General features: G+C 64.6%; 20 protein-coding genes. 7 read left to right on the top strand and 13 right to left on the bottom strand.

What is annotated here, in order from left to right; translation table 11 throughout:
• Positions 1 to 202: 202 nt before the first annotated feature.
• Together ACIGJE_RS04380 and ACIGJE_RS04375 are read right to left on the bottom strand one after the other, a co-directional pair.
• Entirely contained in the window at positions 203 to 1,555 is a 1,353-nt protein-coding gene (locus ACIGJE_RS04380; protein WP_415085773.1) for an alpha/beta hydrolase family protein, read from the bottom strand.
• Positions 1,556 to 1,633: 78 nt separating this feature from the next.
• Positions 1,634 to 3,301, bottom strand: coding sequence for an amidohydrolase (locus ACIGJE_RS04375; protein WP_415085775.1), 1,668 nt, complete (start codon positions 3,299 to 3,301; stop codon positions 1,634 to 1,636).
• A gap of 264 nt (positions 3,302 to 3,565) precedes the next feature.
• On the opposite strand from ACIGJE_RS04375, the gene ACIGJE_RS04370 reads away from it, so the two are divergent.
• Entirely contained in the window at positions 3,566 to 4,828 is a 1,263-nt protein-coding gene (locus ACIGJE_RS04370) for a CynX/NimT family MFS transporter (RefSeq protein ID WP_415085777.1), read from the top strand.
• A gap of 42 nt (positions 4,829 to 4,870) precedes the next feature.
• Here the strand turns inward: ACIGJE_RS04370 and ACIGJE_RS04365 are convergent, their stop codons facing one another.
• Complete coding sequence (locus tag ACIGJE_RS04365) at positions 4,871 to 5,494, bottom strand: TetR/AcrR family transcriptional regulator (protein WP_311934188.1); 624 nt, start codon at positions 5,492 to 5,494, stop codon at positions 4,871 to 4,873.
• 121 nt (positions 5,495 to 5,615) lie between these two features.
• On the opposite strand from ACIGJE_RS04365, the gene ACIGJE_RS04360 reads away from it, so the two are divergent.
• From ACIGJE_RS04360 to ACIGJE_RS04340, 5 genes are all read left to right on the top strand, one after another.
• Entirely contained in the window at positions 5,616 to 6,701 is a 1,086-nt protein-coding gene (locus tag ACIGJE_RS04360; protein ID WP_415085779.1) for a polyamine ABC transporter substrate-binding protein, read from the top strand.
• A gap of 104 nt (positions 6,702 to 6,805) precedes the next feature.
• Positions 6,806 to 7,669, top strand: coding sequence for an ABC transporter permease (locus tag ACIGJE_RS04355; protein WP_415085781.1), 864 nt, complete (start codon positions 6,806 to 6,808; stop codon positions 7,667 to 7,669).
• Positions 7,670 to 7,671: 2 nt separating this feature from the next.
• A complete protein-coding gene (locus ACIGJE_RS04350; protein ID WP_415085783.1) occupies positions 7,672 to 8,463 on the top strand; it encodes an ABC transporter permease in 792 nt (263 codons plus the stop codon).
• A 13-nt stretch (positions 8,464 to 8,476) separates the two neighbouring features.
• Entirely contained in the window at positions 8,477 to 9,553 is a 1,077-nt protein-coding gene (locus ACIGJE_RS04345; RefSeq protein WP_415085786.1) for an ABC transporter ATP-binding protein, read from the top strand.
• A gap of 293 nt (positions 9,554 to 9,846) precedes the next feature.
• Positions 9,847 to 10,590 carry an MBL fold metallo-hydrolase gene (locus ACIGJE_RS04340; protein WP_311934184.1) on the top strand — a complete coding sequence of 248 codons (744 nt, stop codon included), beginning with the start codon at positions 9,847 to 9,849 and terminating at the stop codon, positions 10,588 to 10,590.
• A gap of 4 nt (positions 10,591 to 10,594) precedes the next feature.
• Here the strand turns inward: ACIGJE_RS04340 and ACIGJE_RS04335 are convergent, their stop codons facing one another.
• From ACIGJE_RS04335 to ACIGJE_RS04320, 4 genes are all read right to left on the bottom strand, one after another.
• Positions 10,595 to 11,326, bottom strand: a complete 732-nt coding sequence (locus ACIGJE_RS04335) for a glycerophosphoryl diester phosphodiesterase (protein WP_483679387.1) — start codon at positions 11,324 to 11,326, stop codon at positions 10,595 to 10,597.
• Between the two features lie 392 nt (positions 11,327 to 11,718).
• Complete coding sequence (locus tag ACIGJE_RS04330; protein ID WP_156771368.1) at positions 11,719 to 11,949, bottom strand: helix-turn-helix domain-containing protein; 231 nt, start codon at positions 11,947 to 11,949, stop codon at positions 11,719 to 11,721.
• A gap of 460 nt (positions 11,950 to 12,409) precedes the next feature.
• A complete protein-coding gene (locus ACIGJE_RS04325; RefSeq protein ID WP_483679386.1) occupies positions 12,410 to 13,483 on the bottom strand; it encodes an acyltransferase family protein in 1,074 nt (357 codons plus the stop codon).
• 712 nt (positions 13,484 to 14,195) lie between these two features.
• Positions 14,196 to 15,146: a phosphoribosylaminoimidazolesuccinocarboxamide synthase gene (locus ACIGJE_RS04320; RefSeq protein ID WP_483679385.1), complete on the bottom strand. Its 951-nt coding sequence runs from the start codon at positions 15,144 to 15,146 to the stop codon at positions 14,196 to 14,198.
• Between the two features lie 550 nt (positions 15,147 to 15,696).
• Between ACIGJE_RS04320 and ACIGJE_RS04315 the strand changes: the two genes are divergently transcribed.
• On the top strand, positions 15,697 to 16,194 hold the full coding sequence (locus tag ACIGJE_RS04315) for a DinB family protein (protein ID WP_311934180.1): 498 nt from the start codon (positions 15,697 to 15,699) through the stop codon (positions 16,192 to 16,194).
• Between the two features lie 104 nt (positions 16,195 to 16,298).
• On the opposite strand, the gene gyrB is transcribed toward ACIGJE_RS04315, so the two are convergent.
• The 6 genes from gyrB to ACIGJE_RS04285 all read right to left on the bottom strand — a co-directional run bounded on the left by gyrB (position 16,299) and on the right by ACIGJE_RS04285 (position 25,353).
• On the bottom strand, positions 16,299 to 18,725 hold the full coding sequence (gene gyrB, locus ACIGJE_RS04310; RefSeq protein WP_311934179.1) for a DNA topoisomerase (ATP-hydrolyzing) subunit B: 2,427 nt from the start codon (positions 18,723 to 18,725) through the stop codon (positions 16,299 to 16,301).
• Positions 18,726 to 18,842: 117 nt separating this feature from the next.
• Positions 18,843 to 19,460, bottom strand: a complete 618-nt coding sequence (locus ACIGJE_RS04305) for a LysE family translocator (protein WP_311934178.1) — start codon at positions 19,458 to 19,460, stop codon at positions 18,843 to 18,845.
• A gap of 93 nt (positions 19,461 to 19,553) precedes the next feature.
• Positions 19,554 to 20,276 carry a nucleotidyltransferase family protein gene (locus ACIGJE_RS04300; protein WP_415085799.1) on the bottom strand — a complete coding sequence of 241 codons (723 nt, stop codon included), beginning with the start codon at positions 20,274 to 20,276 and terminating at the stop codon, positions 19,554 to 19,556.
• The gene (tsaE, locus tag ACIGJE_RS04295; RefSeq protein WP_483679384.1) at positions 20,273 to 21,805 is read right to left on the bottom strand and encodes a tRNA (adenosine(37)-N6)-threonylcarbamoyltransferase complex ATPase subunit type 1 TsaE; all 1,533 of its coding nucleotides are present in this window, start codon (positions 21,803 to 21,805) and stop codon (positions 20,273 to 20,275) included. Before tsaE ends, ACIGJE_RS04300 begins: the two co-directional genes overlap by 4 nt.
• Before the next feature lie 157 nt (positions 21,806 to 21,962).
• Positions 21,963 to 24,443 (bottom strand): PAS domain-containing sensor histidine kinase, encoded by a 2,481-nt coding sequence (locus ACIGJE_RS04290; protein WP_483679383.1) that lies wholly within the window; start codon positions 24,441 to 24,443, stop codon positions 21,963 to 21,965.
• Between the two features lie 673 nt (positions 24,444 to 25,116).
• On the bottom strand, positions 25,117 to 25,353 hold the full coding sequence (locus ACIGJE_RS04285; RefSeq protein ID WP_311934174.1) for a hypothetical protein: 237 nt from the start codon (positions 25,351 to 25,353) through the stop codon (positions 25,117 to 25,119).
• Positions 25,354 to 25,563: the final 210 nt, after the last annotated feature.

The following is a 25,563-nucleotide window of genomic DNA, read 5'->3' as shown; positions in this document are numbered from 1 at the left end:
GGGTAGCGAGAGCCACGGCGCTCGGAGGTGCCGGGAACGATAAGCTTGGCTGCCGGGCCGGCTCGAACTGGACCAGCGCCAAAGCGTTTTGCGATTTGGTGGAACCACCAGGAATCGCAAAGACGCCTTAGCCAATGCTTTGGATTGGCTTGGGAACAAGGAGTTGGAGCAAATGGGCGTTCGGGCTTGGGCGCGCTTTGCTCTATCGTTCGTCGAGTTTCAAAGCCTGCCGCAGCGCCGCCAGGCTCCGGGCGGCTCCCTCATCCTCGTCCCAATAGCGGGTATGGGTGAAGATCCGCCCGAGCAGGGGCACCCGCCCGCTTATTCTGACGGCGACGTCTCTGATGCCGGCGCCGAAATTGCCGCGGACCGGGCCGGAGATGACATCGCCGAGCAGCGCCCCCCGGGCCGGATCGTAGATATTGGTCCAGCGCACCAGCGAGAACGGGGCGGCGTGGTGGAGCCGCATCGCCGCCGAAGTCGGATCGGGCACCGGGTAGGCATAGTCGCCCGACGCCTCGGTGGCGGGCGGCGCGCTCGGCAGCCGGCGCGCCTCGACATCCTGCTGCAAGGCTTCGATATTGCGGGCGATCAGGAACTCGGCATGGGTGAGCGGGCAGCCGAGGGTGACGAGGTCCGAGACAAGCCAGCGCTTCCTCGTGTCCGAATGCGCTTCGCGCAGGCTTGTGAACAGCCCTTTCTGTTCGGTCTGATAAGCATCGAGCAGGCTCGGATCGTCCGGGTTGGCGTTCAAGCTTTCACCGGCCTTGCGTAGCTTCGCCAGGGCATCCGCCACTTTGCCCGCCGGTGCGAATGTCCGCGCCGCATATTCTTCCGCCCATAAGAGCCGCACCAAGTCATAGGCGATGACGCTGCCCAGGCTGTGGCCGACTAGGATGATGCGGTCATATTCGCCGCTCTTCGAGAGGGTCTGCAACAATTCGAGGCCACGTTTGCGGATCTCGCGGCGGGCCTGGATATTGGCCGGCTTAGCCCGGATGTAATGCGCCACGTCGCCGAAATAGGCGACGGCGAAAGCGATGAAGACGGCGCTGAGGGCCGTAAAGCCCCAAAGTGCCACCTTCACCCAGCTGTCCAGCTTCCAATCGAGGATCTGCGCCAGGCCCTGCAGGGAAACGAGGCCGATCGCCGCGATCGTCGCCGCCCAGAGCATCAGCCAGATGCCGATGACGTCGCCGGGAACCTGGCTTGGCCGACGCAGGAGCAGCGACATGAACCAATCGCGCAACTGGGCCGTGGTGGTGCTCGTGGTGAGGTCGGCCCAGTAGAATTCGAAGAAATCGATGCGCGGCGCCTCGGCCCCCTGACGATGACCGCCCGACCGCGTGGTGATGCGATAGAGTTCGTGGGAGCCATTGCGGGTGTCCGGCTTCCACCAGACCGGGTTGCCAAGCTCGGGCGGATCGTCCGGCCGACGCCCGTCGATGTCGGGATTGTGGACCCAGACGGCTTCGACGAAGCCGCGCAGGGTTGCCATCGGCATCTGCTCGCCCATGCCATGGGTGAGGATCACCGCACTCTTGCGACCCGGCATCGCCCCCTCCCCGCAAACGAGGTCTGCGGGGGACAGCAAACACGCAAGGTCGTGACGCCTTCGTGAACGAACCGGGCCTCAGGCCTGGTGGGTGATCCTGCCGTCGCAGATCGTCGCGACGGGGCGCAGCGTCGCCAGTTCGGCTGCGGGCGTGGCCTCGATATCGCCGGAAAGGACGACGATGTCGGCGAGATGGCCGGGCTTGAGCCGGCCCTTGCGGTCCTCCATGAACTCGACATAGGCTCCCTCGCTGGTATAGGCAGCGAGCGTTTCGGCCAGGCTCAGGCGCTGGTCCGGCATGCCCTCCTTCCAGGGCCGGCGGGTCATCGCATCCTGGATGCAGCTCAGCGGCGACAGCGGCGAGACCGGCCAGTCCGTGGCGAAGACGATGCGGGCGCCGGCATCCTTCAGGCTCCGCCAGGCGAAGGCGAGTGGCCAGCGCGCCTCGCCGATGCGGGTGAGATAGGGCTCCAGGGGCAGGCCCGCCGAACCCGGCGGATGGGTCGGCTGCATCGAGGCCACCGCGCCGAGCTCGGCAAAGCGCCCGACATCGTCGGGGTGGACGACCTCGACATGCTCGATGCGATGCCGGCTGTCACGCGGCCCGTTGGCCTTACGGGCAGCCTCGTAGCCATCGAGCACGATGCGCACGGCACCGTCGCCGATGGCATGCACGGCGACCTGCAGGCCGAGCCTGTCGGCCTCGACGGCGACCTTGGCGAAATGCTCGCGCGTGAACAGGGGATCGCCCTTCCAGCCCGGCTCGTCGGCATAGTCGTCCACCATCACGGCCGTGCCGGATTCGGTGACGCCGTCGACGAAGACCTTGACGAAGTCGCAGCGCAGCCTGTCGCTGTCGAAACGCCGGCGCCAGCCTGCCGCCTTGGCCTCGATCATATCAAGATCCATGAAGTTCTTCATGTGGAAGGGCATGCGCACGCGCACGGGCAGGCCATGCTCGCGCTCGATCTCGTCCAGGATCTCGAGCTGGTAGAGATTGCCGTCCATGGCCTGCACACTGGTGAGGCCGAGCTCGGCGCAATAAGCGAGGCCCCGGCGGATCAGCGCGAGATCGGAGGCCCGCTCCTCATGCGTGACATGGTCGGGATCCCCACCCGTGCCGATGCCGAGATGGTCACGCCCGGCGGTGACGCCCATTTCCGCCACCGGATCGATGGCATTGGTTTCCTTGAGTTCACCGGTGGCCAGGCCGTCCTCGCCCATGACGATCTCGTTGCCCACCCCGACGTCGCGCCCTTCGAGGATGCCGGCGGCCTTCAGTGCGGCCGTATTGGCCCAGGCAGTGTGGCGGTCGGGCGCCAGCATCATGAAGGGCCGGTCCGGCAGGATGGCATCGAGATGGTGGCGGGTGACCTTCTCGGTCTCGGACAGGATGGTGTAGTCGGCCGACAGGCCGACGAGCAGGCGCAGATCGGGATTGGCGGCCGCATAGGCGGTGACCGCCTGCTTGAGGGCCTCGAATCCCTTCACCCCGAACAGGGAAAGCTGGGTCAGCGACACCGAGCCGCCGAAGATGTGCATATGGGCTTCGTTGAGGCCGGGCAGCACGGTGCCGCCGCCGGCATCGATGCGCCTCGTGCCTTCTCCCGCCAGGGCCAGGATCTCGCTGTCGCTGCCGACGGCGAGCAGAAGGTTGCCTGCAACCGCCAGGGCCTGGGCCCGCGGCCGCGCCTCATCCATGGTGAGAATGCGGGCATTGTGGATGATGAGATCGGCCTGCGGCATGTGTGCCCCCGGAATGCTGCCTTTAAAGTTTGGCGCGCAACAGAGCCTATTCCGGCAGGCCGGGCAAGCCGGAGAGAGGCCGCCCGCCTGCCGCGTTTTGGCGCATGCCTCCCCTGCACGCATCGGGACGCAGGATGGTTGAGCGCCCTGGCCGATCCCTCTATTGGTAAGAGCATTCGCGCCGCTTTTCCGCATCGGCTGCCCGTTGTTTTTCCTCCATTGCGAAACGAACATCGTTTGACCGACAGATCTTTTGAGAAGCCGTTGCGGCCTTCCGCCGATGCCGAGGTCCTGCATCCGCCGCCGGGAGAGCCGCTGATCGACGTCGAGGAGGGCCCCGAGCTCGATGGGGCAAGCCTGGCGGCCCGTATCCTGCTCGGTGTCAGCCTGGTGCTGATCGCCGCCAATCTCAGGGCGGTCTTCTCGAGCCTGTCGACGGTGCTGCCGGAGATCGTGCGCGACGTCGGCCTCAACGCGTTCTGGTCGAGCGTGCTGACCACGCTGCCGGTGGTCTGCCTCGGGGTCTTCTCCTTCCCGGCTCCCAACCTGGCGCGGCGCTTCTCGGCCGAGCGCGTCATCCTGGCCTGCATGCTGGTGATCGCGCTGGGCACCGGCCTGCGTGGATTTGGAAACGCTCCTTTCCTATTTCTCGGCTCCTTCCTGGCCGGCGCCGGCATCGCCATGATCAACGTGCTGCTGCCCGGGCTGGTCAAGCGCGACTTCCCCAACCAGATCGCCCTGATGACGGGTCTCTACACCATGGCCCTGTGCGGCAGCGCCGCCGCCGCGGCCGCCTTCACCGTGCCGCTCGAAAAGGCGCTGCCGGGCGGCTGGCCTGCCGCCCTGGCGCTGTGGGGCGTGCCGGCGCTGGTGGCCGCCCTGATCTGGGCGCCGCAGGCCCTCAAGGCCGGCCATGACCATGCTGCCGCCAAGCCGGCCGTCAAGGGACTGTTCCGCGACAGGCTCGCCTGGAAGGTCACGCTGTTCATGGGCCTGCAATCGGCCATGGCCTATATCGTCTTCGGCTGGATGGCACCGATGCTGCGCGACCGCGGCATGGAAGGCACCAGCGCGGGCCTCCTGGTGTCGGGCTCCGTGGTGGTGCAGATGCTGGCCTGCCTGGCGACACCGCCCTTGGCCATGCGCGGGCGCGACCAGCGCCTGGTCTGCCTTGTCCTGCTCGCCTGCGGCGCCGTCGGTTTCGCCGGCTGCTACTGGCTGCCTCTGTCGCTCACCTGGATCGGCGCCATTTTCTGCGGCATCGGCCAGGGCGGCCTGATCGCCGTGGCGATGACGCTGATCATCCTGCGCTCGCCCGATGCGCATGTCGCCGCCCGCCTGTCCGGCATGGCGCAGGGCTTCGGCTATATCATCGCCGGCTTCGGCCCGCTGCTGGCTGGGCTGCTGCGCGGCATCACCGGCAGCTTCGCCGCGCCGACATTGCTGTTCATCGCCTGCGCGGCCGTGGCGGCCTGGAGTGCGCTGGAAGCCGGGCAGGACAAGGTGGTGCAGGTGAAGGCCGAGTGAGGACCTGTTCCCTTCTCCCGCAAGGGGAGAAGGTTGTCGCGCTCAAGCCTGCCCGCCCGCGATCAAGCCCGACAGCGGCCGGTTCTGGCGTTCGACCTGGGCCTTCAGCGCCTCCAGCGGCATCGCCTCGTCCTTGGCGAATTCGATGAACATCAGATTGAGATTGTTGAAGAACATCTCGCCGGCCGCCGCCGCATCGACATCGGCACGCACGGCGCCGTTTGCCTGCAGCCTCAGCACCAGGCTGGAGACCTGGCCTGAAAGCCGCCGGTCGAGCTCGGTGTAGCGCCGGCTGAACGGGCTGTCCGGCTGCTGGATCGACAGCGCCATGGCGACCCGCCACATCTCCTTGGACAGATAGACCAGGGAATGGTCGTAATATTGCTCGATCAGCGCCTGCAGGGCCGCCGCAACGGTCGGCGGCGGATTGGCCACGATCCGGCGGCCTGCCTCCAGCACCTCCTCCACCTCCATGGTGACCGCGGCAAGCAGGATGTCGCCCTTGTTCTGGTAGTAGTTGTAGAGCGTGCCGACCGAGACCTCGGCGCGTTCGGCGATGTCTTCGATCCGCGCACTGTCATAGCCCGCGTCCCGGAACAGGCTGGTGGCCGCCTCGAGGATGCGCCGGTTCCTGTCCGCCTTCTGCTTTGCGCGTAACCCCGCCATGTCACCTCTCTCGGTCGCATTCTCTGAACGTACTCTAAAATTGATATTGACTTAAAAAATGAACTCACTCAATTTCTTTATCAGAGCACCATCAAGACGTGCCGCCAGCCAGAGGTAAACCATGACACCGCCCGCAAGCCGCGCGCCCGCGCGCCGTCTCCTCCTCGCCACCATCCTTGCCGGCGTGGCCGGCCTTTCCGCCACCGCAACCGCCCGTGCCGCCGACGAGCTCAACGCTCTGGTCTGGTGCGACCACACCGACCCGGCCCTGATCGAGCCCTTCGAGAAGGCCAACAACGTCAAGGTCAACCTCAAGACCTATGAAGGCACCGGCGCGGGCCTTTCCATCATCGCCCAGTCCCGGCCGGGCGACTGGGACGTGCTGGTGATCGACGCCATCGACGTCAAGCGAGCCGTCGACCAGAACCTCCTGGCCGAGATGCCGGCCGAGGCCCTGCCGCTGGCCGACACCTTCCCGGAAGTGCGCATGGAGGCGCAGAATGCCAAGGACGGCAAGATCTACGCCGCCACCGAGAAGTTCGGCTACAACACCATCTCCTACGACAAGACCAAGGTCGACCCGAAGGACATGCAGGACCTCAGCGTGATGTGGTCCGACAAGTACAAGGGTCGCATCGCCATCTATGACTATTACCTGCCGGTCATGGGCCTGGTTCAGGTCGGCCTCGGCAAGAAGACGGCCGAGCTGTCGGAGGCCGACCTGCCGGCCATCCAGGACAAGCTCGCCGCCATGAAGAAGGTCTCCAAGCAGGTCAGCGAGGTCACCGCCTCGCAGACGGCGCTGGCCACCGGCGAAGTCGACATCCTGGTCGGTGGCGGCGAATGGATCACCGCCGCGCTCGCGGCCGAAAAGCCCAATCTCGACTGGACCGTGCCGGACCAGGGTGCCGTGCGCTGGGCGCAGTCGATCGGGGTGATGAAGGATGCAGCCCACAAGGACCTCGCCCTGAAATTCGTGCAGTACATCCTCAGCCCGGAAGGCCAGGCGCGTCTCGCCACCTCCTCCTGCTACTGGGCGATGCCCGCCAACAAGAAGGCCGGCGAGCATCTGACCGACGCCCAGAAGGCGGCTCTGCGCTGGAACGACCAGGCCGGCTATCTCGCCAAGGCCCAGCTCTATCCCGCGCCCAATGCCGAGCTCGACAAGAAGATGCAGGACGCCTGGACCGACATGATGCAGCAGTGAATTCTTTCCGGGTGCGCGAACGTCTCGTCCGCTCTTCCTACCCGCGAGCATAGCGCTTCCAAGAGCGGACGAGACGTCCGCGCACCCGGGATAAGGGATCGACCATGACCGCATCCAGCCTCGAAGCGGCCGAGCGCCGCAAGGCCTGGGGCTTCGTCCTGCCGGCGCTCGGCTGGACGCTGGCCTTCTTCGTCGTTCCCTTCGGCTTCATGGCGGCGATGAGCCTGTGGTCGCTGCAGGGCGGTCAGATCATCCAGAGCTGGGATCTGAACAACTACCTCGCCTTCTTCCAGAAGGAGTCCCTGCTCAAGGGCCTGGTCAATTCGCTGGAGATCACGGCGATGGTGACCGTGCTCTCCGTGCTGCTGGCCTATCCCCTCGCCTGGATCATCGCCGAGCGCGTGCCCAAGCGCTATCAGCGCCTCGCCCTCATCCTCGCCGTGCTGCCGTTCTGGACCTCCTATGTGGTGCGGTCCTATGCTTGGCTGCTGGTGCTCTCAAAGGCCGGCGTGATCAACCAGGCCCTGCTGGGACTCGGCGTGATCGCCGAGCCGCTCGATCTCGCCTCGACGCGCACCGCCACCGTGATCGGCTTCGTGCATTTCTTCGTGATGCTGCTGACGCTGACCATCTATGCCAATCTGATCCAGCTCTCGCCGAACTACCGGCGGGCCGCGGCCGATCTCGGCGCCAACGGCCTGCAGACCTTCTGGCACGTGGTGCTGCCCCTCACTTTGCCCGGCATCATGACGGGCGCCTTCCTCACCTTCGTGCTCTGCATCGGCGACTATGTCACCCCGCAGATCCTCGGCGGCAACAATGAGCTCGTACTGCCGCAGATCATCATGCTCCAGCTCGGGCGCCGGGCGGACCTGCCCATGGCCGCCACCCTGTCGATCATTCTGATGGTGGTGGTGACGGCGGCCTATGTCGCCTGCGCACGCTGGCTGAAGATCGAGAGGGCCTGAGCATGGCGCGCAAGACCCTCGCCGACATTCTCAGCAGCCTCTATGCGGTCGCGATCTTCGGCTTCATCTTCCTGCCGGTGGCGGTGCTGGTGCTGTTCTCCTTCCAGGACGGCCGCCTGCCGGTACCGCCCTTCAATGGTGCCTCGCTGCAATGGTACCGGGCGGTGTTCGCCGACGGCAAGCTGATGGGCGCCATGCTCAATTCGCTCCTGGTGGGCGTCGGCTCCTCGATCGTTGCCTGCCTGCTCGGCTTCCTCGCCGCCTATGCGCTGGCGCGCTACAGGCTGCCGGGCTCGGCGCTGCAGCGCGGCCTTTTGATCGCACCGATGACGGTGAGCTACCTCATCATCGCGCTCGGCCTGCTGACGGTGCTGAACGCCCTGCATCTGCCGCTCTCGCTGTGGACGGTGAGCATCGGCCATGTGGTGATCAATTTGCCGCTGTGCTTTGCCATCATCTATTCCTCGATGGGCGACCACCACATCAATATCGAGCGGGCGGCCCGCGACCTCGGCGCCAGTGATCTCAAGGTGATGGCACTGGTCACCGCGCCGATGCTCATGCCCTCGATCCTGGCCGCCTTCTTCCTGTCCGTCACCTTCAGCTGGGACGAGTTCATCATCGCCTTCCTGCTCTCGCGCTTCGACGTCACTTTGCCCGTCGAGATCTGGAACCTGCTGCGCTCGGGCCTCAATCCCAAGACCAACGCCATCGGCTCGCTGGTCTTCCTCATCTCGATCCTGGTGCTGGTCGTCGTCGAACTCGCCGTCTTCGGAAGGGCCAAGAAATCATGAAAGACCCGAAATCATGACCGCCTCGGTTTCCGTCCGCAACGCCAGCAAGACCTTCGGCGCCTTCACCGCCCTCGACGATGTCAGCCTCGAGATCGCGGCCGGCGAGTTCATCGTGCTGCTCGGCCCCTCCGGCTGCGGCAAGACCACGCTGCTCTCGATCCTGGGCGGCTTCCTGACGCCAAGTTCGGGGCAGGTGCTGATCGGCGGCAAGGACATGACGGATGTGCCGCCGGCGCGCCGGCCGACCACCACCATGTTCCAGGACTATGCGCTCTTCCCGCATATGCGCCTGATCGACAATGTCGGCTTCGGGCTGCGCATGCGCGGCATGGGCCGGGCGGAGCGCGACGAGAAGGCGCTCGGCTATCTCGCCCTGGTCGGCCTCGACAAGGCTGCCGCCAAGAAGCCGCATGAATTGTCGGGCGGCCAGCGCCAGCGCGTCGCCCTCGCCCGGGCTCTCGCCGTCGACCCCGACGTGCTGCTGCTCGACGAGCCGCTCGGGGCGCTCGACCTCAAGCTGCGGCGCCAGATGCAGGACGAATTGAAGGCGATCCAGAAGCGGGTGGGCACCACCTTCGTGCATGTCACCCACGACCAGGAGGAGGCGATGGCCATCGCCGACCGCATCGTGGTGATGAATTCAGGCCATATCGAGGATGTCGGCCCGCCCGCCACGGTCTATATGCGGCCGCGCTCGCTGTTCTCGGCCGGCTTCATGGGCGAGGCCAATTTCATTCCTGGCGAGGTCGCCGATCTCTCAGGCGATCATATCAGCATCGACACCGCCCTCGGCAGTATCGTGCTGCCCTGCGCCGGCTTCACCGCGGGCGAGCCCCGCAAGAAGGAAGCGGTGACACTGTGCATCCGGCCCGAGCATTTCCGCCCGGTGGCGGGCGAACAGGGCCCGACGGTCTCGCTGGGCGAGGCCAGGGTCACGGGCGGGGCCTTCTTCGGCACACATTACCGCTGCCACCTCCAGCCTGCCGCCGGGCCGGCCCTGGTAGCGCATCTGCCGCAATCGGCAAGCCTCAGGGAGGGCCAGTCCCTGGCGCTTGCGGTCAAGCCCGATGATGTGGTGATCTTGCCGTGACCGGAATTGGTTTTTGCTCCTTATTGTCAGGGTCGCGTAGCCCCTCACCCTAACCCCTAGTCAACTCAAGAGAGTTGACGACACCCCGTAAACGGGGCGAGGGGGACTTCAACCGTGCATTTCGAACCGAAACCGTCTTATCTCGCCCGACGGTTGGGCGAGATGAGCGACCTGAGGATCAATCGCGACACGTGCGCCTCCTCGCCCCGTTCTTACGGGGAGAGGTACGGTGAGGGGCAGCGTAACCCGGCAGGATGGGGTGCGCGGCGAAGCAAGTGACAGGAAAACGCCCGATGCAGCGGATCAGCGCCGACAAATGGTATGAAGTGCGTCGCCTCGCCGACGACGTCACGGCCATCGGCGAGCCCTATATCCAGGAATTCTATCGCTGCAACATCTGGCATGTCCGTGGGCGCGATCGCGACATGCTGGTCGATAGCGGCATGGGCGTGGTCTCCCTGCGCGAGTGGGTGCCTGTGGTCACCGAGCGCGACCTGATCGCGGTGGCCAGCCACACCCATTTCGACCATATCGGCTGCCATCACGAGTTCGAGTGCCGTGCGGTGCACGCCGCCGAGGCGGACCTCCTCGCCAATCCGACGCGGCAGAACACCTTAGCCGATCCCTATGTCACCGACGAGATCTTCGACGCCCTGCCGCCGGAGCCGTATTGCTCGGCCTGCTATGCCGTGAAGCGGGCGCCGGCCACCCGAATTCTGCAAGACGGCGACGTCATCGATCTCGGCGACCGCGTCTTCGAGGTCATCCACACGCCGGGCCATTCGCCGGGCGGCATCGCGCTATGGGAGGCGCGCACGGCCACGCTGTTCTCCGGCGACATCCTCTATGACGGGCCGCTGATCGAGGACACCTACCACGCCAATGCGCAGGACTATGTCGCCTCGATGGAACGGCTGCTGCGCCTGCCCGTCCGCATCGTGCATGGCGGGCATTTTCCAAGCTTCGACGGGGCACGCTACCGCCAGCTCATCCGCGCCTGGCTCGAAGGCAAGGGCAGGACTGTGCCGCCGGCCTGACGCTTCAGGCCACCCGCAGGATTCGGCCCGGGAAATCGGTGAACACACCGGCAACGCCCAAAGCGAACAGCTCCCGCGCCCGCTCGGCGGTGTTGACCGTATAGGACAACAGCGGGCGCCCCGTCGCCTTGTAGACGGCGATGCTCTCGGGCGTCTCTTGCTCATGGTCGAAATTGATGGAGGCGGCGGCCACCCTGTCGGCGATATCGGCCCAATCGGCCGGCCGCTCCCAGATCAGATAGCCGCGCGGCAGAAGCGGGGCGAGATCCCGGGCCGCTTCCAGGCTTTCGACCGAGAAGGACGAGAGAACCAGCGGCGCCCCGATCGGTCCAAAGGCATCGATCGTCTTCAAGGCGACCTCCGCAGTCCGGACATCGGTGCCGGGCGAGGGCTTGATCTCGACATTGAGGCCAAGCTGCAGCTCCTTGCATAGCGCAAGCACGGAAGTCAGGTCGGGAATGCGCTCACCGGTGAAAGGGCGGCCGAAGGGGGCACCGGCGTCGAGGGCCTGGAGTTCCCGCCAGGTAAGATCGATGACCGGGCCACGACCGGTGGTGGTGCGTTCCAGCGTATCGTCATGAATGACGACGGGCACCTCGTCCCTGCTGAGCTGCACGTCGATCTCGACCATGGCAACGCCGAAGGCTGCGGCGCAGCGGATCGATTCGAGCGTGTTCTCAGGCGCATGCGCGGCAGCGCCGCGATGCCCGATGACACGGGGTAGGGTGAGGGGCATCGCCGGTCTCCAGAAGCGGATCGAAAGGATCACAAGCTCCATGGCCCGAAGTGCTGCCAATGGCAAGATCACGAACCCGGCTGCCCCCACTTCTTCACGCGAGGACAGGCCGGTTCATGCGCGCTGTCCCCGCATCCGGATGGAAGCGGGGACGCAGTTTTGTTTTTTGCAGATTTTCCGTGAGACGGTGCTTCAGACCGATCTCGGATCGGCTGGGTTTACCCCCCGGAAAACGCCAGCCTGAAATCTTTGGTCATGAGACGATTGAATGAACTGTAGCGACACCAGTTTTCGGTTCTCGGTCCGGCTCGCTATGTTGAACCGCCACGAAAAGCCTATGCTTCCTTGGGACGTCAGGCTCGTGAGGCGGTTCGGAAGGGAGGCTCAGCCGGTTATTCGCTGGGCAGGCCGAGTGCGGCCGCAACGCGACGCAGATGGGCGGGGCTGGCATTGTTGCCCAGTTCGAGGTCTTCTATCTCATCGACCGTGAGACCGCAGGTGACCGCGAGGTCTTCCCTGCTGTATCCCTTGGCCTCGCGGGCCTGCCTGAAGAGGTCCGTACCGACGGGCACCGAGGACGTGCAGGTCTGGGCAAGGGTATGATCGCTTCCGGTATGGGACATGTAAATCCTCCTTGTTGAGAACCGGGGAAATGGATTTGCTATTTGTCTCCCGTCCTGGATGGTGAAGGCGGCACAACATGCCTTCCAATTAACGATTTGCCAAGTATCGGCCTGCGCGACATGTGCATTGCGAGCACACAACTGCGCGAGGGACTACTTAAGTTACTGTTTCAGCTTTGCAATATCGATCAAACGCCGGAAAAGGCCTCGGGAGAACAGCCCTTTCCTTAGGTATTGCCTTTGATCAGTCTTGGTTGGATCAGGAGCGAATCAGGCTTTTTGACCGGCAGCAGGATTATGCCCCGCCTGCCATGGTTGCCCGGCGCGGATACTGACAGCTCATGCCCGCGAGATCAAGCCATCGTTTGCCCGCGCTGCCGTCGCCTCGGTGTGTTGCGGTTCGATGCCGTCACGTGAAATTACAAAAACCTTTCGAAACAAAGCGTTAGCGAGCGAAGCATCAGGCATGCGCGCGCCTTGCCCGGGTACTGAGATAGCGACGAATGGGAACATCGTAGCAGTAATGCGCCAGCAGGCTGGCGATGATCGCGACGACCGCAACGATGGGAGCCTCGACATAGAAATTCTGCGCCCCGAAGAAGGAACGATACAGGCCGTTGACCCAGCAGAAGATTGGGAAATGCAGACAATAGAGCGGGTAGGATACAGTGCCTGCCGCCGAACAGAATGAGGCAAGCCCACCCGAGCATTGGACCCTGGCGCCCACGGCGACCAGGGCGGGCGAAAGCAGCGCCACCCAGGTGAGCTGCACGACCCGCGGCAGTTCCGTCGGCCAGAAGAACAGGACGGCCATCGCGCCGGCCAGCAGCCAGAATGTCACGGTCCATCCCCGCCACGCCGGCAACCTGTCTCGCATCTGGTAGAGCACGATGCCGATGAAGAACGAGGCGCCGACACGCGGAAAACCGGAGAGGAACGTATTGGGGGTATCCCCGCCCAGACCGGTGACCATCAGGATGCACAGGCAGGCCAAGGCAAGGGCGGCCGCCACCTTCTCCAGATTGGTGTGTCGCAGGCGCCACCACACCAGATTCGCGGTGAGCTCCAGCAGGATGGTGTATTGCGGCGCGTTCAGCGGGAAGAAGCTGGGACCCCCGATCTCGGCGGGAGCGCTGAAATTCGGCAGGCTGAAGGTGGAGAGCATCAGCGCATTCAGCAATTCGGCATAGGGCACCGGTGCGTGCTCGAAAGCGCCGCGAGCGACCAGATAGCTGGCGCTGATGGCAAGGGCGAGCACCGTCAGCGGCAACAGGCGCAGCAGACGGACGCGCAGAAATTCGAAACTGTCCATCGTACGGGCCTGACCCATATAGGCGTAGGACAGCACATAACCGCTGAGGCAGAAGAACAGGTCGACCGCCAGATAGCTGTTTCTCGCGACCCACGGCACGGCCAGCCAGCTGCCGAGATGGATCAGCATCACGCAGAATGCAGCAAAGCCGCGCAAACCATCGAGCAGCAGGAAATGCGGTTTGGCAGCCTGATTGCCGGGGAACATGGAATGACGCTGCATCCTGACCTCGTCCTGTCCAGAACAATACGCGCTTGCGCCTGGACGCCTATTTGTTCCAACTCTTTGTTTCCACGCGTCTTTACGATGCGAGGTGCCTTCCGAGGCTCAAGAAGCATCCGCCCTGCCGGCAACGGCCGCAGAACTATGTAATGGCCCCGGCGCGACACCTGATCGCCGCCGGCTGCACCCGCCTCATCAGCCGGCCTCACTGCAGCCCGGCATTTCGTCCACACCGCAATTTCATCATGACGCAGAGGAACATTTGCACATGAGCTCAGAAATTGCAACATGTCTCGCTATCTGTAAAATAACAAGCTTATATCGAATTGTCATTTTTCCTGTTCATATAAAAAGTAAATTCAAATCATCGAGAACAATATTCAATACACGTCGAAGGTTTCTTGTTTTCTTGGGGAAGGGCGCACGAAAATTTACTCAAGCTCACGGGCGTGCAACGTAGGCGTACCTGCAGGACGTTTGCTCCAGGGAAGGAGATCTTCGTTCCATCCCGTATCCTGCCAACAAGTAGTGCTGCCCCGGTTCCGCAACATAGGCGATAGTAATGCCTTCACCTCGCACGGAAGCACCGGCCCTGACGGGTTGGGAAGATGCCAGCAGGCCCCGCTTCCCGCTTCACCGGATCCGATGACGCAGGCCTTTGAGATCACGTCACATTCGCCAAGAACCGGCGCCGGTCTTCCGGTACGATGATCTAGAAGTAACGGGCGAGATTGCGGCGGATGCGCTCCAGCGGATTCTCTGCCCCGGGTGGGATTTCGAAGGCTTGCCCGGTTATCGTCTCATAGGCCTGAATATAGACCTTCGAGGTTTCGGCGATCAGCTCGGCGGGGATGGCGGGAATCGCTTCCTTATAGGGATCGCAGCGCGCGGCAACCCAGTTGCGCACGAAATCCTTGTCGAAGCTTTCGGGCTTCTCGCCGGCGGCGAAGCGGGCGGGATAGCTGGCGCCAAACCAGTATCGGCTGGAATCGGGCGTATGAATTTCATCCGCCAGGATGATGCGCCCCTCGCCGTCGGTGCCGAACTCATACTTCGTGTCGGCCAGGATCAGACCCTTCTCCTGCGCCAGGGCCTGGCCGCGGGCGAACAGCGCCAGGGCATAACCGGAGACTTCCTCCCATTGCCGCGGGCTGAGCAGGCCCTTGGCGATGATTTCATTGGCGGAAAGCGGCTCGTCATGCCCCCCGTCGAAAGCCTTGCTCGTGGGTGTGATGATCGCCTGCGGCAAGGCCTGGTTGTCGCGCAGTCCGTCGGGAAAACGCGCGCCATACATTTCGCGCTGGCCCTGCTTGTAGAGCGTGAGGATGGAAGTCCCCGTCGTGCCGGCAAGATAGCCGCGCACCACGATCTCAACCGGCAGGATGGTCAATCTCTGCCCGACCACGACATTGGGATCGGGATAGTCGAGCACATGGTTCGGGCAGATGTCGCCGGTATGCTCGAACCAGTAGCGGGCGGTCTGCGTCAGCACCTGCCCCTTGCCGGGGATGCTGGCGATCGCCCGGTCGAAGGCGCTCAGGCGGTCCGTGGCGATGATGATGCGGCGCCCATCGGCAAGATCATAGTTCTCCCTGACCTTGCCACGATAGTAATTCAGCAGTTCCGGGATGAAGGCATCTTGCAGGGCGGCAATATCTGGCATGGCGAAACCGTGTCGAGGCATGGGAAAATCGCTTATGGCACGGCCAGCCCGTCATGTCACACCCGCCGGCGGTCTCGCCCGGGAAGGCACCAGGCGATTCCAGCCCGGCGATTCCTGGCGGTGATTCCAGGGTTCAACTCGCCCCTGAGTTCTGCTATTATAGGTGGCAACGGATCATGGGGAACCGGATCCGTTTCGATGACTGAGCCCATAGACTCAGCCAAGGACAGGTCAAACCAGTCCATGAGGCCTCGGGCCTATCGAACGCCGGATGACTAGGCGCGACTTTGGCGGCTTCAGAGCAAACCGCCCCTTCCCTCCCTCTCCCCTGCCATCCCCGCATTCGCCTGGCTTGCCCGGATCAACGGTCCGTTCCCATGCCGGCGGTTCCTGCTCGTGCCGTCTGGAGCAAAGCGCGTTTACACGTAACCGCTGCTTTTCCCTAACTCATTGTTTTGACGCGTCTTTGCGATTCTTGGTGATTCCAGGAAATCACAAAACGCTATATCGCCCCGCAACCGGTCGCCCTCAATCCTTGGAGCCCGAGACGATGATCTCCGCCGCCTATTGCCGCCTCATGGCCCGCTACAACACCTGGCAGAACGCTTCCCTGGTCGCTGCTGCCGATGAACTCACGCCTGCGGATCGCTGGAAGGATCGGGGGGCTTTCTTCCAGTCAATTGCGGCGACGCTGAACCATCTCTATTGGGCCGATGCCCTGATCCTGCAGCGCTTGAAAGGGAATGAGCGCCCGGAGGACCACATCAGGCACTCTCTCACGAGCCCGTCGGATTGGGATGATTTCAAGAGGCTTCGTTCACGGCGAAACGAAGAGATCGAAGAATGGGCAGCCAGGCTGCTCGACGCGGACCTCGATGGCATGGTCGGCTGGCGTCCCGGCGCAGGTTCAAACCGGATCGAGAAGCCCAAGGCCCTGTGCGTCGTTCAGCTCTTCAATCACCAGACCCATCACCGCGGCCAGATCCACGCGATGCTGACGGCGGCGGGAACGCAGCCAGGGCCGACCGACCTCGAAATGTTGCCATAGCCAGCCGCCCCCTGGCGACCTTCAGGGCTTGCAGGCCCGAGGCGCGGTCCCGCGTCCTCGTGAAGCGGGACCGATTTCTCCGATGAATTATACCGGCTGGGAGCTCAGGCGTCGACCTGGGCCGTCAGCGCGTTGTCCTGGATGAACTCGCGGCGCGGCTCGACGATGTCACCCATCAGCTTGGTGAAGATGTCCTCGGCCTCGACCACTTCCTTGACCTGCACCTTGAGCAAGGAGCGGACATTGCGGTCGAGCGTCGTTTCCCAGAGCTGGTCGGGGTTCATCTCGCCCAGGCCCTTGTAGCGCTGCAGCGACAGGCCCTTGCGGGCAGCGTTGGTCAGCGTCTCGAACAGGGCCACGGGGCCATGGATCTCGATCTCCTCGCCGCGGCGGGTAAGGATGGCCGGCTTGCCATAGACCTCGCGTAGCGCCCGGGAACGATCATCGAGCAGGCGGGCATCGACGGTGGCGAGCAACTGGGCATCGAGCGTATGGGCTTCCTTGACGCCGCGCACCATGCGTTCGAAGACATAGCCACCCTTGTCGACATGGCCGGTCCAGCCACGCTCGAACTCCTCGGCGATAGCGTCGAGACGGCGGGCGGTTTCCTCGGCTGCCTGCTGGGCCAGCGCTGGGTCGGCGACCACGCCGATGTTCAGTGCGCCGGCGATGGCCGCCTGCTCCACCACGGTGCGGTCATAGCGACTGTGGAGCTGACCGAGCAGGGTACGGATGGTACGCGCATCGGTGATGACGCTGCGCAGGTCCTGGCCGGCCCGCTCCTCGCCGCTGCCGAGCCGCAGCACCGAGCCTTCGACGCCGGTGTCGATCAGATAGTCCTCGAGTGCACGCTCGTCCTTGAGATATTGCTCGGACTTGCCACGGGAGACCTTATAGAGCGGCGGCTGTGCGATATAGACATGGCCGCGATCGATGATCTCGCGCATCTGGCGGAAGAAGAATGTCAACAACAGCGTGCGGATATGGCTGCCGTCGACGTCGGCGTCCGTCATGATGATGATCTTGTGGTAGCGCAGCTTGTCGGGATTGAACTCCTCCGAGCCGATACCGGTGCCGAGGGCGGTGATCAGCGTGCCGATCTGCTCCGACGACAGCATCTTGTCGAAGCGGGCCCGCTCGACATTGAGGATCTTGCCGCGCAACGGCAGCACGGCCTGGTATTCGCGGGCGCGGCCCTGCTTGGCCGAGCCGCCAGCCGAGTCACCCTCGACGATGAAGAGTTCGGCCTTGGCCGGATCGCGCTCCTGGCAATCGGCGAGCTTGCCGGGCAGGGAGGCGACGTCGAGCACGCCCTTGCGGCGGGTGAGTTCGCGGGCCCGGCGCGCGGCCTCGCGGGCAGCGGCGGCCTCGGCCACCTTGCCGACGATGGTCTTGGCCTCGGCAGGATGCTCCTCGAACCAGGTCGACAAGGCCTCGTTCATGGCGCTCTCGACCACCGGCCGCACCTCGGAGGACACCAGCTTGTCCTTGGTCTGGGACGAGAATTTGGGATCCGGCACCTTCACCGAGAGCACGCAGGTCAGACCCTCGCGGCAATCGTCGCCCGTCATCTCCACCTTCTCCTTCTTGGAGATGCCGGAGGACTGGGCGTAGGAGGTGACCTGGCGGGTCAGCGCGGCGCGCAGGCCGGCGAGATGGGTGCCGCCATCGCGCTGGGGGATGTTGTTGGTGAAGCAAAGCACCGTCTCGTGATAGCTGTCGTTCCACCACATCGCCGCTTCCACGCCGATGCCGTCGCGCTCGACCTTCACATAGATCGGCGCCGGCACCAGGGCGGTCTTGGAGCGGTCGAGATAGCGCACGAAGGCGTCGAGGCCGCCCTCATACATCAGCTCTTCGCTCTTTTCGCCGCCATGGCGGCGATCGGTCAGCACGATGCGCACGCCGGAATTGAGGAAGGCGAGCTCGCGCAGGCGCCGCTCCAGCGTGGCATAGTCGAATTCGGTCTTGGTGAAAGTCTCGGTCGAGGGCAGGAAGGTCACCTCGGTGCCGCGCTTGTCGCCGGCCGGCCCCACCATCTTGAGCGGCGCATCGGCATCGCCATGGCTGAAGCTCATGACATGCTCGCCGCCGTCGCGCCAGATGCGCAGCGTCAGCTTGGAGGAGAGCGCGTTGACCACGGACACGCCGACGCCATGCAGACCGCCCGAGACCTTGTAGGAGTTCTGGTCGAACTTTCCGCCGGCATGGAGCTGCGTCATGATCACTTCGGCCGCCGACACGCCCTCTTCGGGGTGGATGGCGGTGGGGATGCCGCGGCCATTGTCGGTGACGGTGACCGAGCCGTCGGGGTTCAGCGTCACCGTGACGATGTCGGCATGGCCGGCCAGCGCCTCGTCGATGGCGTTGTCGACGACCTCATAGACCATGTGGTGCAGGCCCGAACCGTCATCCGTGTCGCCGATATACATGCCGGGGCGCTTGCGCACCGCGTCCAGGCCCTTGAGCACCTTGATGCTGTCGGCGCCATATTCGTTTTCGGGCGTTTCGGACAAAGCGGGTTCAGCCATTGAGCAACTCATTCCTTGATTCGGAAAGGAATATAGGGATTCCCGTGCCGAATTTCATGCCAAAACGGCACATTTTTGTGATTTATCAGATATTTATCGGTGGATGACGGCGATCTTTCATCGCGTTGCGATCGTCACGGCCGTGCCGGCGATCACGGTGCCGCAGCTCCTGGCCAGAAGCCGCATGGCGCGGGGGCTTGATAGCAGCGAGCGGGCCCGGCCGGCCAGCACGATGTAGAAGGCGAACACGGCGGCGAGCACCGCTTCGGTGACGATGGCAAGCTCGACGAAGCTGGCCGGCGAAAGGTGGCCGAGATCGATCAGGTTGGGCAGGAGCGCGGTGTAGAACACCATCACCTTGGGGTTGCCGAGGGTGATCGAGAGGCCGCCGAGAAAGCTGCGCCAGCCGTTCTCACGGCTTGTGTCGCGGTCGACGGCCTGGACGAGGTTCGCCGTCGTCCATAATTTCCAGGCCAGATAGAGCAGATAGGCGACGCCTGCATATTTGATCGCCAGGAAGACGCCCGAAAAGCTCTGCGCCAGCACGGCCAGGCCCGCCGCGGCGAAGCCGAGCCAGACCAGGTCGCCCAGGGCGATGCCGACGGCAAAGCCCAGGCTCTCGCGCGCACCCTTGCCGAGCACGCGCGCCACCAGCGCCGCGACGCCCGGCCCCGGCAGGGCCGCGGCCACGAACAGCGCGCCGGCATAGACGGCGAGGGCGGTGGGATCGAGCATGAAGAGGCTCCAGCGGGAGGCCTTTATAGCGGGTCGCGGCCGGAGTGGGAAGCTTTCCGGGACCGCCAGCCTCCCATCGGCGGTGCGATGAAATTAGTCCACCGCCGATTGCGCGATCTTGGCTTCGGCCTCTCCCACCGCTTCGGGCGTGCCGACATGGAGCCAGATGCCGTCGAGGCGCCGGCCGAACAGCCTTCCCTTGGTCTCGGCCGCATCGAACAAGCGGTTCAGGGAGAAGATCTCGCGCGTGCCCTCGAACAGGTCCGGCTTGATCAGCAGCACCCCCGCATAGGCGAAGGGTGCGGTTTCGTTCTCGCGCCGACGGGAGAGCAGGCCGGCGCTGTCGAGATGATAGTCGCCCCGGCCGTCGAAGCCGATGCTGGTCGCCGTCGCCGCCACCAGCATCAGGATGTCCATGCGTTCGGGATCCCAGGCCGCCTCGAGGGCCTCGAGATTGTTCTGCGGCCCCTCGATCCAGAAACTGTCGCAATTGCAGACGATGAAGGGCGCCTTGCCAAGCAAGGGCAGGGCCTTGCGCACGCCGCCGCCGGAATCGAGCAGGCCCGCGCGCTCGTCGGAGATCAGGATCTTCGGATGCCGCCGGCCGGAAAGATGGGCTTCCATCTGCTCGGCGAGATAGTGAACGTTCACGACCGCCTTTTCCACGCCCGATGCCGCGAGGCGGTCAAGCACGTGATCGATCAGCGGCTTGCCGGCGATCTCGATCAACGGCTTGGGCCTGACGTCGGTCAGGGGGCGCATGCGCTTGCCGAGCCCGGCGGCCAGCAGCATGGCGGTCGAAAAAGGGCGGGTCATGATACTCTGGCTTCTATCGCGAAGACGAAGGTCTCGAACCACTCCCTGAGATCGGCCAAGGTGTGATGGGCCAAAGCGCGGTCGAGATAGGCGCGGATGCGCGGAATGTGCCTGAGATAAGCGGGCTTGCCGTCGCGCTTGTCGAGGCGGGCAAACAAGCCGAGAAGCTTGGTGTTGCGCTGGGCCGCCATCACCGCATAGGCGCGCGCGAAGCCGGCCGGATCGAAGGCGGCGTCGGCGCCGCGGCGCGCCTTGACATAACGCGTCAGGAGCTGGAGCTCGAGCTCCTGGTCCACGTCCACCCGCGCATCGAGGCAGAGCGAGGCCACGTCATAGGCGGGCGGGCCGATCATCGCGTCCTGGAAGTCGAGCAGGCCGATACGCTTGATGCCCTCGCGCTGGGGCAGCCACATCAGGTTCGGCGAATGAACGTCACGCAGCAGCCAGCTCTGCTCGCCCTTGACGACGGGGGCGAGCGCCGAGCGCCAGAGCGCCGTGAAATGGTCGCGATTGCGCTGCGACAACTGCGGTGCGCCGATCATCGGCATGTACCATTCGATCAGCAGCTCGACCTCGATATCGAGGGCGCCGTGATCGAAGGGCGGGATCTTGTGGTTGATGGCGGAAGCGACCGGCAGCGTATCCGGCAGCTCCATGCCATGCAGGTGGGCGAGCAGGTCGATGGCGACGCCATAGCGCTCGGCCACCGGCTTGCCGTCCTCGGCGATGAAGTCCGTGCCGAAATCCTCCAGCAGGAGCAGGCCGTGCAGCAGATCCTCCTTGAGGATCTGCGGGGCCGAGAAGCCGCGTTCCGCCAAGCCCCTGGCCATGGCCACGAAGGGCTTCACATCCTGGGAGATATGGGCGATCTGGCTGTAGGTCTTGCCATAGCGCACCGGCGTGCGGTCGGTCCGGGCCGGCGAGTTCATCAGGATCACCGTGTTCTGCCCGCGCCTCAGCCGGGCATAGGAACGGGTCGAGGCGTCGCCCTGGACATGTTCGCGTGCCGCATCCTGCCAGCCGGCATGGCGCAGGAAATCGCCGGTCTGGGAAAAGCGGCGCAGCCGGGCGGACCAGTCTCCCGTGCCCGTCAGCGTCGCGCGCCGCGCGGTCTCGCTGCGGCCGGCATGCACGAAACGGAGGTCGAGCCGGTCGGCGGGAAGCGTCTCGCCGGCCTTCTCGGGCCATTCCACCAGCACCAGCGCGCCGTCGGGCGCCTCGTCCCAGCCCAGTTCGTCCAGCTCGCTGGCATGGCCGATGCGATAGAGATCGGCATGCACGATCGGAAAGGCGGGCGTGTCGTAGAGCTGGATCAGCGTGAAGGTGGGGCTGGAGACTTCCAGCTCCGGATCCTCGGCGATCTCGCGGATCAGGGCGCGGGCAAAGGCAGTCTTGCCGGCACCGAGATCGCCCGAGAGGGTAATGAGATCGCCGGCCCGAAGCGTCGCCGCCAGGTCACGGGCCAGCAGCTCGGTCGCCGCTTCGCTCGGCAGGTCGACTGTCCATTGGTGGGTCAGGAGATCGGTCAATGGGCTGGGCCTTTAATGTCATCCCGTGCGCATTGCGGCACGAAGTGGCGCGATGCAGACACGGGACCGCTCTGTAAGTGAGGCTCGTTTGTCTTGCGATCCCGTGTCAGCGTTGCAGCGCTACGCGCCGCAATGCGCACGGGATGACCTGATATCCTCATTCGGCCGCCTCCCTGTGGACGGAGGCGTCGACCGGGAAGCGGCAAGTGACGATGGTACCGCGGCCTTCCTCGGAGACCAGCTCGACCGTGCCGCCATGCAGCTCCACGAAGGAGCGCACGATGGACAGGCCGAGGCCGACGCCGCGATGGCCGCTCGAGCCGCCATGCGATTCGAAACGGTCGAAGACCCGGTCGATCACCGCCTGGGAAATGCCACGGCCGCGGTCCTCGACCCGGAAGACAATCTCCTGGCCCTTGCGCAGGGCCGAGAGCGTCACGGTGCCGCCGGCCTGCGAGAAGCCGATGGCATTGGAGAGCAGGTTGAACAGCACCTGGCGCACGCGCTGGCCGTCGGCCTCGAAATTGCCGATCGCCTGGCTCGCCTTCATCTCCAGCCGGACGCCGGTCTCGGCCAGGCGCGGCTGCACCGCCTCGGCCACGCCCTGCATGGCTTCGCGGATATCGACCTTGCCGAGGTCGAGCGTCATGGCGCCGGCATCGATGGTCGCGAGGTCCAGGATGTTGTTGATGATGGCGTAGAGCGCATCGGACGAGGTCTTGATGTAGCCGGCATATTGGCGCTGCTTCTCGTTCAGCGGCCCGGCGGCGCCATCGGCCATCAGTTGCACGAAGCCGATGATATTGGTCAGCGGCGAGCGCAGTTCGTAGGAAACGTGGTGGACGAAGTCGTTCTTGAGGCGGGCGGCTTCCTCCAGCGCCTCGTTCTTCTCGACCAGGGCGTTCTCGAAGTTCACCGAATCGGTGACGTCGGTGAAGGTGGCCAGCGTGCCGCCGTCCGGCAGCGGCACGGTGGCGACGTCGATGACCGTGCCATCGACCCGCATCATGCGCTGGTCGGTGGAATGGCGGGCATCGCCGAAGGAGGTGATCACGCCCTTGAGCGCCTGCCACACCGCCTCGTCGCGGAACAGCACCGAGCAGCGCGATACCACGTCGTCGATATGGGGACGCTGCTCCAGCATCTCCTGGGGCAATCGCCAGATCGCGGCGAAGGCCGGGTTGGACAGACGCAGGCGGCCGTCGGAACCGAAGGCGGCGACGCCTTCCTTCAGATTCTCCAGCGTTTCGCCCTGGACGCGCGAGAGGGCCTTATAGCGGGCCTCCAGGTCGATGCGCTCGGTGACGTCCTCGAACAGATAGGTGACGCCGCCGGCCGGGTTGGGCGTGGTGACCACGCGCGAGGTGCGGCCATCGGGCAGATGCCACCAATGCTCGGCCGGTTCGAAGGCGCGATAGGCCTCGTGCAGCTTCGATTTCCAGGCCCTGAAATCGGCCTGTTCGGGCAGGCGCCGCTGGGCACGCAGGCGGTCGAGGATCTCGCTGTCGGTCGGCCTGCCGTCGAGGAAGGCGGCATCGAGCTGCCAGAGCGCGGCAAAGGACGCGTTGTAGAAGGTGAGATGCTGGTCGGCGTCGAAGATCGCCACGGCGGTGGCGAGCTGGTCGAGCGTGCGCACATGCGCTTCGATCTGGCGGCCGATATCGGCCCGCATCGTCTCGACCTCCGACACGTCGATCGCCATGCCGGCCGAACCGCGCGAAGAAGGAATATCGATGACGTCGAGCGTGCGCCTGGCGCCGCCGACCACCGCCGGCACGCGTTTGAGGAAGGGCTTGCCGTCGTGACGCGCAGCGTTGGCCTCCTCGCGGGCCGGCCGGTCGAGCAGTTCGACGTCGCCGCTCAGCACGTCGTTCTCGTCCTGGGCGTCGACCGCCCTGGCATAGGCCTTGTTGACCCAGACCAGCTTGTCATTGGCATTGCGCAGCCAGAGCGGCACCGGCGCCTCGTCGAGCAGGGAGCGGATCGCCTCGATCTCCTCGCTGGCGCGGCGGTGCCGGTCGGCGAGGCGAGCGAGTTCCAGGCGGTCGCCGGTGACATCGCGCAATCGGAGCACGGCGCGCCCGCCAATGGCGCGGCCATCCGCCTCGATATAGCCGCCATGGCGCGAGCGCGCCACCATGTGGAAGCTCTCGCCGCGCCCGCGCAGCGCCGCGATCTGCTCTTCCAGCGTGCGGGTATCGTGATAATCGAGCCACCCCGTGCCGATCAGGCCGCGACGGGAGGACGAGATGGTGACCCCCGGCAGTTCGCCCGAAAGCAGCGGCAGATCCTCGGTGCCCGACCAGACCGCGATCAACTGCGGCTCGGACATCAGCAGGGCCTCGGCGCGTTCGGCACGAGCGGCCAGCGCCTGCGCTTCGGCCTTGGCGGCGCGGTCGCGCTTGAGCCAGGCATTGCGGGCACGCAGATAGAACACGGCCAGGCCCGTCGCCAGGATCAGCAGGCCGGCGAACAGGGCCAGCATGGCAAGGATGCGGCGATCGGCGCTGGAAAGATTGCCGAACAGGCCCGATGCCGCCGGCACGGTATCGGCAGCCAGGGCCGCGGACACCGGCAGCATAATCGTCAGGAAAATGCCGGCGCATAGGAAGGCCGAGAACCGGGACCACCCCGACAATCCCGTTCCTTCGTGCCTGCCTTGCCGTCTGTCCTGTCGCATCTTGCTTCGACGAATCCCTTCGGTACCGGACAGGCGCCGGCGAATGACGTTCCGCTCACCCTGAAACGCAACGCGACGTTGGCAGGACCGCGGCGGCCTCGCCCGTCCTTCGGGCGGAAACCACCAGGCTGCTGCGACCCCGTCTGCCAAGGGCGCAGGCACCGACGTGCCCTGCCCTCGCACATTTGCGGGCACCGCGGACCGAATGGAGACCGGCCCTGCCCGCAAAGGGAACCGGCTGCCATTGCGAATGACGTCCGGCCTTGCGCGGAAGCACGGCCTCCCGGTCTGCATGACCGTGAACCCGTCCCCCGAATCAGTTCACTTTACCCTCCCCTTGACTCCCGCCGGAAGAGGCCATTCGGCGGCTATGCAAGGAAATTTGAAGGTGCAGGTCCCCGATGAGGGAACCAGACATGACGAAGCGACCCGTCATCTTGGCACCGATCATGGTTACCACGGGCTTAACAAACCCCGAGACCCCGGCGAAATCGCCGAGGGAACAGGGATCGGCACCCCAACAAAAAACCGCCCCGGCAAGCGGGGCGGCGCACAATATCGCTTCACTATGATTGAGTGGAAAAGAACGTCTTTCTACGCCTAGGTGATGAAACGTCCGGCGCGAGCGGGCTCAGTAGGCCTCGCTATTGCGCAAGCGACGGGTGCCGTGCCGGACGGCGTGGACCTTGCGGGGCTGGGCGGTGCTATCGTTCACGCTGGTTTGGCGATCATTCTCGCCTGTCTGCTGAACCATCGCGGGTGCACCATAGAGTTCTGGCCCGGTAACGAGACGGCCATGGGCATTGGCAGCCGTAGCGGCAATGACAATACCAAACGCTGCAATCGTAGAAATCGTAAAGATCTTCATGATCTTCTCCTTGAAAAACCCACAGGAGGACGAACAAGCAATGACCTGAATCTACGACACGCTGTCCTTCCTCGCAATTCACGAGCGAGATATGATGCGTGAACTATTCGTGATGGCGAATTTACCGAGAGAAATAGACCGGAAACAATCCAGCAATACTTATGGCAATTCCGCGATCAGCAAAAAAGCGATCGTTCCGGCAGCGGCTGC

Source organism: Labrys sp. E2SS-1L, assembly GCF_057073705.1.
Note: the sequence above shows the minus strand (reverse complement) of the source record. Positions and strands in the feature narration are given on the sequence as shown.